Source organism: Hypericibacter sp., assembly GCF_050729195.1.
Taxonomy (GTDB): domain Bacteria; phylum Pseudomonadota; class Alphaproteobacteria; order Dongiales; family Dongiaceae; genus Hypericibacter.
The window spans coordinates 1-13,424 of record NZ_JBOHKS010000229.1 but is presented as its reverse complement, the minus strand read 5'-3'; the positions used below and the strand labels follow the sequence as shown (position 1 = coordinate 13,424).

13 protein-coding genes are annotated in these 13,424 nt (G+C 63.6%); 9 read left to right on the top strand and 4 right to left on the bottom strand.

The annotated features are described in order from the left end of the window. Window positions 1–173 precede the first annotated feature (173 nt). On the bottom strand, window positions 174–1,034 hold the full coding sequence (locus ACREE8_RS18140) for an endonuclease/exonuclease/phosphatase family protein (protein WP_431574409.1): 861 nt from the start codon (window positions 1,032–1,034) through the stop codon (window positions 174–176). 216 nt (window positions 1,035–1,250) lie between these two features. Then, window positions 1,251–2,012, bottom strand: coding sequence for an HAD family hydrolase (locus tag ACREE8_RS18135; RefSeq protein ID WP_431574408.1), 762 nt, complete (start codon window positions 2,010–2,012; stop codon window positions 1,251–1,253). A 177-nt stretch (window positions 2,013–2,189) separates the two neighbouring features. Here ACREE8_RS18135 and ACREE8_RS18130 point away from each other — a divergent pair, with 177 nt between their 5' ends. The 5 genes from ACREE8_RS18130 (at window position 2,190) to ACREE8_RS18110 (ending at window position 8,942) form a co-directional block, all read left to right on the top strand. Beyond that, complete coding sequence (locus ACREE8_RS18130; RefSeq protein ID WP_431574407.1) at window positions 2,190–4,076, top strand: extracellular solute-binding protein; 1,887 nt, start codon at window positions 2,190–2,192, stop codon at window positions 4,074–4,076. A 21-nt stretch (window positions 4,077–4,097) separates the two neighbouring features. Next, entirely contained in the window at window positions 4,098–5,177 is a 1,080-nt protein-coding gene (locus ACREE8_RS18125; protein WP_431574406.1) for a microcin C ABC transporter permease YejB, read from the top strand. Window positions 5,178–5,206: 29 nt separating this feature from the next. Beyond that, window positions 5,207–6,274, top strand: a complete 1,068-nt coding sequence (locus ACREE8_RS18120; RefSeq protein WP_431574410.1) for an ABC transporter permease — start codon at window positions 5,207–5,209, stop codon at window positions 6,272–6,274. Beyond that, entirely contained in the window at window positions 6,271–7,929 is a 1,659-nt protein-coding gene (locus tag ACREE8_RS18115) for an ABC transporter ATP-binding protein (protein ID WP_431574405.1), read from the top strand. The genes ACREE8_RS18120 and ACREE8_RS18115 overlap by 4 nt, the downstream gene beginning before the upstream one ends. Window positions 7,930–8,003: 74 nt before the next feature. Further along, complete coding sequence (locus tag ACREE8_RS18110) at window positions 8,004–8,942, top strand: 2-hydroxyacid dehydrogenase (protein WP_431574404.1); 939 nt, start codon at window positions 8,004–8,006, stop codon at window positions 8,940–8,942. Here ACREE8_RS18110 and ACREE8_RS18105 read toward each other — a convergent pair. After that, on the bottom strand, window positions 8,939–9,475 hold the full coding sequence (locus tag ACREE8_RS18105; protein ID WP_431574403.1) for an Lrp/AsnC family transcriptional regulator: 537 nt from the start codon (window positions 9,473–9,475) through the stop codon (window positions 8,939–8,941). The genes ACREE8_RS18110 and ACREE8_RS18105 overlap by 4 nt on opposite strands. 127 nt (window positions 9,476–9,602) lie before the next feature. On the opposite strand from ACREE8_RS18105, the gene ACREE8_RS18100 reads away from it, so the two are divergent. From ACREE8_RS18100 to ACREE8_RS18085, 4 genes are all read left to right on the top strand, one after another. Continuing rightward, a complete protein-coding gene (locus ACREE8_RS18100; protein ID WP_431574402.1) occupies window positions 9,603–10,532 on the top strand; it encodes a DMT family transporter in 930 nt (309 codons plus the stop codon). A gap of 88 nt (window positions 10,533–10,620) precedes the next feature. Further along, entirely contained in the window at window positions 10,621–11,205 is a 585-nt protein-coding gene (locus ACREE8_RS18095; protein ID WP_431574401.1) for a hypothetical protein, read from the top strand. Window positions 11,206–11,228: 23 nt separating this feature from the next. Beyond that, a complete protein-coding gene (locus ACREE8_RS18090; RefSeq protein WP_431574400.1) occupies window positions 11,229–11,897 on the top strand; it encodes a hypothetical protein in 669 nt (222 codons plus the stop codon). A 264-nt stretch (window positions 11,898–12,161) separates the two neighbouring features. Next, window positions 12,162–12,842: a hypothetical protein gene (locus ACREE8_RS18085; RefSeq protein ID WP_431574399.1), complete on the top strand. Its 681-nt coding sequence runs from the start codon at window positions 12,162–12,164 to the stop codon at window positions 12,840–12,842. Between the two features lie 75 nt (window positions 12,843–12,917). On the opposite strand, the gene ACREE8_RS18080 is transcribed toward ACREE8_RS18085, so the two are convergent. Then, a complete protein-coding gene (locus ACREE8_RS18080; protein ID WP_431574398.1) occupies window positions 12,918–13,295 on the bottom strand; it encodes a MarR family transcriptional regulator in 378 nt (125 codons plus the stop codon). Between the last annotated feature and the right edge of the window lie 129 nt (window positions 13,296–13,424).

The following is a 13,424-nucleotide window of genomic DNA, read 5'->3' as shown; positions in this document are numbered from 1 at the left end:
GAACTCCGCCAGCCCGATCATGCCCAGCCGGAACGGACTCCCGGTCAGGTCATAGACCTGCCAGCCGATCGCCACCGCCTGCATCTGCATGGCGATGGTGGCGAGGAAATTGGCGGCACCGAAGAGCGCGAAATTGCGATGGCGGAACGCGCCGAGGCCGGGGAGGGGCAATGTCATGATGGGCCAGCGGCAAGCGTCACGCTGAACTCGATCGAACGGTGATCCGAGCCAAGCGGGGGACCGGGTGCGATGCGAACGAGCGAGATCGCGCCACGCCGCAGGGCATGGTCGATCGGGATTCCAAGCGGCCCAAGCCAGGCCGGCCAGGTGGCGAGGCGTCCCCGCGTCGCGTTGAGGAGGCCCGTCGTTCGGATGAAATCACGATAGAACGGAGACCAGGGCGTCACATTGAAGTCGCCCGCCACCAGCAGAGGACCCTCGATACCGGCGCAATGGGAGGCCAAGCGCTCGAAATAGTCGTTTCGCATGGCGCTGCGAGGCCCGTCGCCGGGAGAAGGAGCATGGATGCCCAGCAGCGTGATGCTAACCCGCCCAGAAAGCGCCACGACCGCTTCCTCGAACGAAAAGCCGGCGGCCAGGCGAGTCTGCTCCAAGGAAAGGCCATACTTTTGATGGGCGATGCTCTCGACCAGCGGATGATAGGTCCGGGTTTGGAGGATGGGCAGACGGCTCAGGATGGTCGGTCCGCTCGCATCGGGCCAACGGGCATTCGAGCGATAAGGGTATTCGGCCTCGAGGCGCTCGATATGCGACAGCCAATCCTGGCGAGGTTCCGCCAGAACGAGAATATCAGCTGTCGCGCTGCGCAAGATTTCGATCGCCCGGACTCGCCGTCCGTTGGACCATTGGAGATTGGCGGCGAGCACCCGTATCGAAGGTTTGCCTTCCGCGATGCTGCGAACAGGCGCCGGCTCGTTTCCTCGCCAGATCAGGCCCTGCCATGATGCAATTGCGACGCTCAAGATCGCACCGGCGATCTCGTGCTGCGACAAAAACAACGCCACCAGCGCCACGCCGACCAGCGCATAGTGCAATCGAAAATGCGTCAGAAGATCGAGAGTCCAGTGGCGGCGCGCGAAGACAGCCGCGACGCCAGTCGCCACAAGCCCGAACAGGGCGACCCAGGCGATGGCCGATATCATCGAAATTACTTCCCCTGCGGACAGGCTGATGGTCGAGGTCCGGGCTGCGTGCGCGTGACGCCCATGAACGTCATTCGGCGGAGCGCCCTACCCCTTCGCCAGACGGTCCACGATTCCGACGAGATCGGCATGGCGCTCGCAGATTGCGTCGGCACTGGTGCGGTCCTTGTCGGCGGGACGCGTGGCGGTGAAGAGGATCGCCTTCATGCCGAGCGCCTGCGGCCCTTTGACGTCGTTATGGTCGCGATCGCCGATATGGACGATCTCCTCGAGGCCCACGCCCATCTGCTTGGCGGCCGATTCGAACATCGAACGGTGCGGCTTCGAATGGCCGACCTCGTCGGAGAAGGCGAAACCGTCGAAGAAACGCGCGAGGTCGTAGCTCTCGAGCAGCCGGCGCAGGGAATGCCCGGGCGAGACGATCGCATCCGACACGATGCAAGTCTTGTAGCGGCCATGCAGCCCTTCGAGCGCCTCGCGGATGCCGGGGATGAGGTCGGGACGGATGACGACCTCCATCTCCTCATGCGCGGTCACGACCTTCGCGAACTCGGCCTCTGGCAGGCGGCGACCCAGCCCCTTGAGCGCCACCTGCAGCCGCTCGCCGATCGGCCAGGTGACATGCTGGTCATGCCAGACCTTGTTGAAGGCGGCATCGGCCACGTCATAGGCGAGCTTCACCCGGTCGAACTCGATCGGCTGCTGGCGGTTGAGCGCGTCCCAGAGGAGATGGCGGCGCTCCTCCTTCTTCGTCTTCAGCCCCTGCGCCTTGCGCTTGGGCTCGTCGGAATCGTCATGGACGATGGTGTCCCACAGATCGAAGGTGATGGCGCGAAGCGGGCGGCCCATGAGGCGACGATCTCCTGAAAGGCGGGGAGGAAGCGTGCTGCGGGAACAGCGGGCGTGACCTTACCGGGAGGCCAGAAACCCCGCAACTCGTGTCAGCCATGCAAGAACCGCGTTTCGATCTGGCGTCAGCGGAAAAAACCCTTAAAATCCACGTCCTTCCGCCGCCTTGGAGTTCGCGTGTCCGACCGCTTCCTTCTGCCCCGTCCCCCCTCCTTTTGGCCGAGCCGGCGCCAGTTCCTCGCAGGTACCGCGGCCGCCGCATCCTGGGCGGCGCTCGGACCCAGGGCACGGGCCGAGGGCACCAACGGCAAGGCCCATGCGCTGGCCATGCATGGCGAGCCCAAATACGGACCCGACTTCAAGCATTTCGACTATGTGAATCCCGACGCGCCGAAGGGCGGTCAGCTGCGAATGAGCGTGGCCAACAGCACGACCTTCGAAAGCTTCAACCCTTTCATCGTTCGCGGCTCCCCCGCCGCCGGCAGCGGCGGCACGTATGAATCACTCACCATCCAAAGCAATGACGAGGCATTCACCCAATACGGATTGCTGGCGCAATTCATCGAGACACCCGACGACCGGTCCTGGGTCGGCTTCACGCTCAACCCCGCCGCGCGCTGGTGGGATGGCACGCCCGTCACGCCCGAGGACGTCGTCTTCAGTTTCGAGACGCTCAAAACCAAAGGGAAGCCTCTCTATCGCTTCTATTATCGCAGCATCGCCAAGGTCGAAAAGACGGGCGACGCCGAGGTCCGGTTCAGCTTCGTCCCCGGCGACAACCGCGAGCTGCCGCTGATCGTCGGCCAGTTGCCCGTGCTCTGCAAAGCCTATTGGGAGCCCCGCGATTTCGAGAAACCGTCGCTGGACCTGCCGGTGGGCAGCGGCCCCTATCGAGTGACCAACTACGAACCGGGGCGCTATGTCGTGACCAGCCGCGTGCCAGACTATTGGGGCCGGGACCTGCCGGTGAATGTCGGGACCAACAATTGGGATTCGGTGCGTTACATCTATTACAAGGACGAAACGGTGGCGCTGGAGGGCCTCAAGGCCGGCGACTTCGATTTCAGGCAGGAGCGCTCCGCGAAAATCTGGGCCATCGGCTACAACATTCCGCAGATCGCCGACGGCCGGATGGTGAAGGAGCAGATCCCCAACGAGGATCCGACCGGCATGCAATGCTTCGCCTTCAATATCCGCCGGCCAATCTTCCAGGATCGCCGCATGCGTCAGGCGCTGGGTTACGGCTTCGACTTCGAATGGTCCAACAAGGCGCTGTTCTTCGGGCAATATACCCGCACTGCCAGCTATTTCTCGAACACGGAGCTGGCTTCGTCCGGGCTGCCACATGGCGAAGAGCTCAAGATCCTCGAGAAATATCGAGGCAAGGTCCCGGACGAGGTCTTCACCTCGACCTATGAGCCGCCCAAGACCGACGGCACCGGCAATGTTCGCGACAACCTCCTGAAGGCGCGCGCCCTGCTCCAATCTGCCGGCTGGGTGATCAAGGACAAGAGGCTGGTGAAGCAAGAGACCGGCGAGCCGTTCGAATTCGAGTTCCTGCTTTACGATCCGCTGTTCGAGCGCATCGTGCTGCCCTTCCTGCGCAATCTCCGACGCCTGGGCATCTTCGCAACCCTACGGACCGTCGGCGTCGCCGAATATCAGAATCGTTTGGACAATTTCGACTTCGATATGATCATCGGCGGTTTCGGACAATCCCTCTCTCCCGGCAACGAACAGACTGAATATTGGGGTTCGGCCGCGGCCGACCAGACAGGGAGCCAGAACGTCATCGGGATCAAGGATCCCGTCGTCGACGAGCTGGCGGATCTGGTGATCGCCGCCCCCGACCGCGAAAGCCTGATTCAACGGACGCGCGCGCTCGACCGGGTCCTGCTGTGGGGCTTCTATGTCATCCCCAGCTGGCATCTCCGAAGCTACCGGGTCGTCTATTGGAACAAATTCTCGCGACCGGCAATCTCGCCCAAATACGACCTGGGCCTGGATACCTGGTGGGTTGACCCCGCGAAGGCCGCTGCGCTGGCCGGCAAGCAGTCGAGCTGAGGCGAGGGCCAGGCAACCACGATGCTCGCATATATCATCCGCCGCCTGCTGCTGATCATCCCGACCTTGTTCGGCATCATGGTCATCAACTTCGCCATCGTACAGGTGGCTCCCGGCGGCCCGGTCGAGCAGACCATCGCCGAGCTCGAAGGTCGGGGCATCTCCGCCACCGAGCGTATCACCAGCAGCGGCGGCGAAACGGTAGGCACCACGGACAGCCGCTATCGGGGCGCGCGCGGGCTCGATCCCGAATTCATCAAGGAAATCGAGAAGCTCTACGGCTTCGACAAGCCGCCGCTCGAGCGCTTCATCGACATGATGAAGCATTATGTGCGGTTCGATTTCGGCGACAGCTTCTTCAAGGGCCGGCCGGTCGTCGATCTGGTCATCGAGAAATTCCCGGTCTCGATCTCGCTCGGGATCTGGACGACGCTCCTCATGTATCTGGTGTCGATTCCGCTGGGCATCAAAAAGGCGGTAAAGGACGGCTCCCGCTTCGACATCTGGACCAGTGTCGTCATCATCACCGGCAACGCCATTCCCTCCTTTCTCTTCGCCGTCCTGCTGATCGTGCTGTTTGCGGGCGGCAGCTACCTGAACTGGTTCCCCCTGCGCGGCCTCGTCTCGGACAATTGGGGCGACCTGTCCTGGCCACAGAAGATTCTGGACTATTTCTGGCATCTGGCCCTGCCACTGACGGCGCTGCTCGTCGGCAGCTTCGCCAGCCTGACGATGCTCACCAAGAACTCCTTCCTGGAGCAGATCAACCAGCAATATGTGATCACCGCCCGGGCCAAGGGCCTGACCGAAAGGCGCGTGCTCTACGGCCATGTGTTTCGCAATGCGATGCTGATCGTCATCGCCGGCTTCCCCGGCGCCTTCATCGGCATCCTCTTCACCTCCTCCCTCCTGATCGAGATCATCTTCTCGCTCGACGGGCTGGGACAGCTCGGCTACGAGGCGGTCATCAATCGCGACTACCCGATCATCTTCGCCACTACCTATTTCTTCACCCTGTTGGGGCTGGTGATGAATCTGGTGGGCGACATCACCTACACCCTGGTCGATCCGCGCATCGATTTCGAGAGCCGCCGCGTATGAGCGCCGCCGAGGAAACAACCGCACCGCCGATGTCGGTCCTGGCGCGCGCCTATGCCGACCGCTTTCTCGGATTCCGGATCACGCCCCTGACCCGCCGGCGCCTGCGGAACTTTCGCGCCAACAAGCGGGGCTTCTGGGCACTCTGGATTTTTCTCGTCCTCTTCGGGATCAGCCTCGGCGCCGAATTCATCGCCAATGACCGGCCGCTGGTCGTGTATCACGACGGTCATCTGTTCTTTCCGGTTCTGGTCGACTATCCGGAGACCGCCTATGGCGGCGTGTTCGAGACCGATACCGTCTATACCGACCCCTTCGTCAAAAAGCTGATCTCCGACAAGGGCTGGGCGGTCTGGCCGCTGATCCCCTATTCCTATGACACCGTCGTCTACGATCTCCCGGGCCCCGCGCCGACGCCGCCCCCGGCGCAGCATTGGCTCGGCACCGACGACCAAGCGCGCGACGTGCTGGCCCGCGTGATCTACGGTTTCCGCATCTCGGTGGCGTTCGGTCTGATCCTGACCTTCTTCAGTACGATCATTGGCGTGATCGCCGGCGCGATGCAGGGCTATTTTGGCGGCGTTCTGGACATCACGTTCCAGCGTTTGCTGGAGATCTGGGGCGGATTGCCCACACTCTACATGCTGATCATCCTGGCGAGCGTCGTGACGCCGAATTTCTGGTGGCTGTTGGGCCTGATGCTGCTCTTCAGCTGGACCTGGCCGGTCGGCGTGGTGCGCGCCGAGTTCCTGCGCGCGCGCAATTTCGAGTATGTCCGCGCCGCTCGGGCGCTGGGCGTGCGCGACCGCACCATCATGTTCCGCCACCTCTTGCCCAACGCCATGGTGGCAATGCTGACATTCCTGCCCTTCACGCTGGGCGGGTCCGTCACCATCCTGACCTCGCTCGATTTCATCGGCTTCGGCCTGCCGCCGGGCTCGCCCTCGCTGGGTGAGCTCCTGACCCAGGGCAAAGCCAATCTGCAGGCGCCCTGGCTGGGCTTCACCGGCTTCTTCGTGATCGCTCTGTTGCTGACATTGCTCGTCTTCATCGGCGAGGCGGTGCGGGATGCCTTCGATCCGCGAAAGACCGTCGCATGAACGCCAATCCGGAGGCGCCGACAGCGCGGCAACCTTCACTGCTGGAGGTCGAGGATCTCTCGACCTATTTCGGCGCGGGCCCGCGGCTGGTAAAGGCCGTCGATCATATCAGTTTCAAGATCTACCCCGGCCGCACCCTGGCGCTGGTCGGCGAAAGCGGGTCGGGTAAGTCGGTGACGGCGCTCTCGATCATGCGCCTCCTGCCCTATCCGGTCGCACACCATCCGTCCGGCAGCATCCTGTTCAAGGACAAGGAGTTGATCGGCGCGCCGGAATCGACGATGCGGCGCCTGCGCGGCGACCAGATCTCGATGATCTTCCAGGAGCCGATGACCTCGCTCAATCCGCTCCACACCATCGAGAAGCAGGTCAACGAGGTCCTGCTGATCCATAAGGGGCTTTCAAAGGGGGCCGCCCGGACGCGCACGCTGGAGCTGCTGCGCCTCGTGCAGCTGCCGAGCCCCGAAAAGCGCCTGAACGCCTATCCGCATGAACTCTCGGGCGGGCAACGCCAGCGCGTCATGATCGCGATGGCGCTCGCCAACGATCCCGATCTCCTCATCGCCGACGAGCCGACCACCGCCCTCGACGTCACGATCCAGGCGCAGATCCTGAAGCTGCTGAGGGAGCTGCAGGCCAAGCTCGGCATGGGGCTGCTGCTGATCACCCATGACCTCAGCATCGTCCGCAAGGTGGCGGACGATGTCGCCATCATGACCAAGGGCCAGATCGTCGAGCAGGGACCGGTCGCGACCGTCTTCAAGGCGCCGCAACACGATTATACGCGCAAGCTGCTGGCGGCCGAGCCGAAACGCAAAGCCGCGATCCAGCCGGTCCAGGGCGCGCCGGTCATGACCGGCACGGACGTCAAGGTCTGGTTCCCGATCAAGCAGGGGCTGCTGCGCCGCACGGTCGATCACATCAAGGCGATCGACGGGATCAGCCTCAAGCTCCATGAAGGCCGCACGGTCGGCGTCGTCGGCGAAAGCGGCTCCGGCAAGACGACGCTAGGGCTGGCCCTCTTGCGCCTGATCTCGAGCGAGGGCGCGATCGAGTTCAACGGCAAGCGCATCGACAAGCTCTCCGGCGGCAATCTCCGTCCGCTGCGCCAGGAGATGCAGGTCGTGTTCCAGGATCCCTATGGCTCGCTCTCCCCGCGACTCTCGGTGGGCGAGATCGTGGCCGAGGGGCTCACGGTCCATCGCATCGCCAAGACCGAGGCCGAAGCCGATGCCCGCATCGTCGAAGCGCTGGAGGAAGTCGGGCTCGATCCCGAGAGCCGTTTCCGCTATCCGCATGAATTCTCGGGCGGGCAGCGCCAGCGTATCGCCATCGCCCGCGCCATGGTGCTGAAGCCGCGCCTGGTCGTGCTGGACGAACCGACCTCGGCGCTCGACATGTCGGTCCAGGCGCAGATCGTCGATCTGCTGGCCGAGCTGCAGCGCCGGCACAAGCTCGCTTATCTCTTCATCAGCCACGATCTGCGCGTGGTGCGCGCATTGGCCGACGAGATCATGGTGCTGAAGGACGGCAAGGTCGTCGAGCATGGCGCGGCCGACCAGGTCCTGGCGAACCCACGCGAGAACTATACGAAGGCGCTGATGGCGGCAGCCTTCGAGTTGGAAACGGCCCAGGCCGGCGTGGTAAAGGAGTGAGCGTCAGTCACTTCGCCGCCGCACCTGCCCCATTCTGCTCCCACCATTCCGACACGTGACGTCAAGGAACCAGCATGGCGATTTTATTCAACAGCCCCCAGGACGACGCCGGCGAATTCGAAGCCTGGCGCAAGCCGTTGACGGCGGCCGACCCGAACATGGAATTGCGTTTCTGGCCGAATGTGGGGCGGGTCGAAGATATCGACTATGCGCTGGTCTGGCTGCCGGAGCCGGGCGACATGCAGCGCTATCCGAACCTGAAGGTAATCTTCAATCTGGGTGCGGGCGTGGACAAGCTCCTCGCCGACAAGACCCTGCCCTACCACATCCCGATCGTGCGGCTGGTCGATCCGGGCCTGACCTCGGGCATGACCGAATATGTGCTGCTCCACACGCTGCGCCATCATCGCGGCCAGCATGTCCTCGACCAGCAGCAGAAGGACCGCGTCTGGCGCCAGAAGCTCTTCCCGCTCTCGCGCAACCGCAGAGTCGGCATCATGGGGCTGGGCGTGCTCGGCGCCGACGCCGCCGCCAAGCTGGTGGCGCTCGATTTCGACGTCGCCGGCTGGAGCCGCCAGCACAAGTCGCTGCCCGGCGTGACCAGCTATCATGGCGAGGACGGGCTCGAGGCCTTCCTCGCCCGCACCGAGATCCTGATCTGCCTGCTGCCGCTGACGGCCGAGACGCGCGGCATCTTGAACGCAAAGCTCTTGGCGCAGCTGCCCAAGGGCGCCTGCCTCATCAACGCCGCGCGCGGCGGCCATCTGGTCGATGCCGACCTGATCGCGGCGCTCGATTCAGGCCATATCGCGCATGCGACGCTCGACGTGTTCCACAAGGAGCCGCTGCCGGCGGATAATCCCTTCTGGGTCCATCCCAAGATCACCGTGACGCCGCATGTGGCGAGCCTGACCCAACCCGAGACGGCGATCCCGGTCGTGCTCGACGGCATCCGTCTGCACAAGACGGGGCGGCCCATTCCCAATACGGTCGATCTGAAGAAGGGCTATTAGCGCTGGCGCGCGGGCTTCACGGGTTTGCGCGCTTCCTTGCGCGCGGGCACCGGCGGCGCCAGATGGCCGAGCGGCAGCGCCGCGTCGAGCTTCACCGTGCGGATCGCGAAGTTCGAGCGGATGTCCTTGATCATCGGCAGCTTCAGAAGGCGGCCGACCAGGAATTCCTCGTAATGCTTGAGGTCGGGCATCACCACTTCGAGCAGGAAATCCGCTTCGCCCGACACCAGATGCGCCGACACCACCTCGGGCATCGCCTTGATCGCCTGCTGCAGCGCGGTCGCGTTCTCGTCGCGATGGCCGTCGACCTTCACGCCCACGAACACCGTGAGACCGAGACCGATCCGCTCGCGTGACAGCGAGGCGCGGTAGCCCGCGATATGGCCCTCGGCCTCCAGCCGCTTCACGCGGCGCAGGCAGGGCGAGGGCGAGAGTCCGACCTTGTCGGCGAGCTCGACGACGGAGAGCCGGCCATCGACCTGCAGCACCTCCAGGATATGGCGGTCGATCGCATCCAAATCGGAGTTTGGCAAAAATCACCTTCATGGTCGTCTTTACAGGCGGATTATGCCAGGAAATGACCTTTCTGTAGGGCAATTCGCAGGGATTCGCCTCGCAGCTCGGCGGCAGGATGGGCCTCTCCGGGAAGGGAGGATTTCCATGCCGTCATCCGCAACGATCGCCAAACCGTCTCTCGATGCCGCCGTTTCGATCGACGGATCGCGTGAGGTCGGCAGGGCGGCGGCCCTCGCGACGGTCATCATCTGGGCCGCCTGGATCGCGCTGACCCGCAAGGGAGTAACCACCAGCCTGGCGCCCGTCGATGTGGCGCTGCTGCGCTACAGCGTGCCGAGCCTGGTGTTGCTGCCGGTGCTGTGGCGTATCCGCCCGGCCCTGAGACAGGCGGGCACGCGTCGCAGCCTCATCATGATCGTCGGCTCAGGCGCGCCCTTCTTCATGGTCTGCTCGACCGGCATGGCGCTGGCGCCCGCGGCCGATATCGGGACGCTGCTACCGGGCACGATGCCGCTCTTCGTGGCGCTCTTCGGCTTCCTCTTCCTGCGCGAACGCATCGGCGCCCTGCGGCTTCTGGGCTTCGCGCTGATCTTCGCCGGTGCGGTCGCAGTCGCGGTCGGCGGGATCGGCCTTGAAGGCGCGTGGCGCGGCTATCCGCTGCTGCTTGGGGCCGCCTCAATGTGGGCCTGCTCCACGCTGGCCTTCCGCCGATCCGGCATCGATGCCTGGCAATCCGCCGCGATCGTCAACACCGGCTCGGTCCTCCTGCTGCTGCCCGTCCTGCTCTTTTCCGGCACCAGCCGGCTGCTCGACGCGCCGCTGCACGACATCCTGCTGCAGGGCCTCGTGCAAGGCTTCCTCTCCGGCTTGCTGGCGCTGGTCTGCTATGGCGCCGCCGTGCGCCGGCTCGGCGCCTCGAACGCCGCAGCCTTCGCCGCCCTGGCGCCGGGCCTCGCGGCCCTGTTCGGCGTGCCGCTCCTGGGCGAAATCCCGAGCGAGATCGACATCGCTGCGATTCTCATTGTCGGACTCGGCGTGGCGCTCGCCAGTGGCGCGATCCCACGGAAAGGCTGAGCTTCCGGCAGTATTGTTCGTATTTTGTTCTTTACATTTATAGGGTGTTCATTTATACTTATCTGCAACCCATTTTGTGAGGATGCAGATGCCGGATCTTGCCGACACGAAAGTCACGCCTGTTCCCGACCCGAAGCTGCGAGTTTATTGGCCGATCTCGGCGCGATTCCGGGAAGAGCTCGCGAATGAGGAGTCTCGAGGTAGCGGTGGCTATCGTGCATTGCACAAGAAGGGCGCCCTTGGCGCGTATCAACTGACACCCAAGGCACTCGAGGATATCGGCTGGCGCGACAAGCAGGGTGTGTGGAGCGAGGCGTCAGGCGTCGCCGATGACGAGGCCTTCCTGAACAATCCGGTCGCGCAGGAAATTGCGCTGAAAGAGTTTCTGCTCAAGAACCGGCAATATGCAGAAAGGATCGGCACGCTCGACCGGATCGGCCAGACAATCCATGGAGGCAGCGGCGACTTCGCGGTGACCGAGAATGGCTTGGCGGCAGCGATGCACCGACAAGGCGCATTCGCCGTTAGAGATTACCTCAATTTTCTGGCTCAGCAGGGTTGGACCAGCGATCAAGCGCAATGGTCCGACGATCAAAAGAAGGTTTTCAGTCCGATCGAAGCGCGGTTGCGCAAGTTCGCGGACATTCCCTATTTGCGCCCGTCGGGTCGCTGAGGGTGGGAATGTTCTACTCTCGAATGCTGTTCGCTGCAATTTTGATCGGTGCTGGATTCTGGGCTTCGTCCCTCCACGCCGCGCAGATTTCCGATGAAATTCCGCTCTCGCTGCAGGCGGGACGTCCGCCGCAAGACGCATGGCTTGTCGTTGAGTACGAGCTGCGGTCGGAGACTACCGAAATCAATGGCATGAAGTCCGATGCCCTTGAGGATGAACTCCATAACATCATCGACCGTGGCGAAGCGCGAACGCGGGTCGAGGCGTTCGCGTATCTCCTACGTTACGAGATCGCTTGGGGCTACCTGGATATCGATGGCGATGGCGTCAACGAAATGCTGGTTTGGCTCGGGATTCCGCCCTTTTGCGGATCGGCAGGCTGTCAGACGCTGTTGCTCCACCAAACGGCGGCGGGCTGGCAACAGGAGTTCGGTTTGTATCTGAGCGAGCCCGCGGACAGTCTTTGCTACACCCGCAACGGTCCAGACGCTTTCCCGATGGTCCGGTCCGATTCGGTTGCCCTTTGGTGGGATGGCATCCGGCAACGCTATGTCTGCTACCGCTACTGCATGGGTTGGAGCGATCCCGATGCCATCTCGGAAGAAGAGCTCTCAGCCGCGACTCCCGAGGAACTGAGCGTACGCAAGTTGCTGCACGACCGGCCCTGGTGCGGCAACGGAAGCGTGAACTAAATCATCCATAGGCCTGAGTCGACCGAACCGTTCAAGGATCAAAGGCAGCTCAACGATTACTGAAGATGGTCTTGGCGAGGCCATGCATCGGGCAGGCGAACCGACCGTTGAAGCCTATTTACGCGATATGCGCGATCATGGATGGGTGAGGGACAAGAACGGGTGGTCGGCGGACGAGCAGAGGAAATACCTGCCCCTCGAGACGCGACTGCGGGAGTTTGCAGATGTCCCTTATCTTCGATTCGATGAGCATTGAGCACCAGGATGAGTTCGCTCCGAACTTTATTCGTCGCGACGTTCATCGTTTTCGCTGGGTGGGTTTTGCACCTGCAAGCTGCGGAAATCGGCACGGGGATGCCGATTTCCCTGCAAGCGGGCCAACCACCCGAAGGGGCATGGGAGTCGGTCGAACAGGAGCTGCGATCCGACGGCACCGCCGACGAGGCTCCCTCCTTCGACCTCGAAGGTTGGCTTCGTGAACAGATCGAACGCGGCGAAGCGAGCACGCGAAGTGAAGCGATGGCTCTGCTTTTCCACTACGACATCTATTGGGGTTATGTCGACCTCGACGGCGACGGCGTCGACGAGATGCTGGTCTGGCTGGGTCTTCCAGGATGGTGCGGCACGGCCGGCTGCCGAACCATCATCCTTGGCCGGCGGCCCGCATCATGGGAGGCCGTGTCCGAGCTCACGTTGGAGGAACCGACCGACAACCTTTGCTACACAAGAGCCGGCCCCGACGGCTATCCGCTGATTCGCAGCCGCCGAGAAGCGGTCTGGTGGACCGGAACAAACTTTGACGGCGTCTGCTATCTCGCCTGCGACGGCTGGGGTGACCCGTACGGAACGAGCCCCGAAGAGCTTGCCACCTATACGCCGACAGAATTCAAAGTCCGCGACGAGCTTCGTCAGCTTCCTTGGTGTGACGCGGCGCCGGCGAGTTGACCCGCATGTAAAGAACCCTGGTGCATGGCAGCCTCCCCAAACTGATAGGCGGTGGCCGCGGCCTGGCGTTCTCCGTCAGCGCTTAACCGGCGCCTGTCCCCCCGCAGCAACCGCCTCCGCCCTCTCCAGCGTGCGCTCGATCGCGTCGCCCAGATCGCTCATGAAGACGGCGCCCTTGACCGTGCGCTGCACCAGCACGTTGCGCCGGTCGGCCTCGTCTTCCTTGCGCCGCGCGAAGCCGAGGCGGTCGAGCCGGTCGAGCGCGCGGCAGACCGCGGGCTTCGACATGGCGAGGCCCGCCGCCAATCCCCGCACCGTGTGCGGTCCGTCCGCCGTATAGAGCGTGACCAGCAGCGCCAGCTGGCGCTGGGTCAGCTCGCCCGTCGGCGATCCCATCCCCGCCAGCAGCAGGCGGCGCCACAAGGCCAAGGCCTTGTTGCGCCCCAGCGCCATCGTCTCTCCCCGCCTCTTCCCGTCTTCGTCAGCGCCGCGCGCGGCGGCGTGCCGGCGCCCGGCGTTTCGCAGCCGCGGGCTTCTTTGCCGGTGCCGGTGCCGGCGGCGATGCCGCAGACTCTTCTGCGG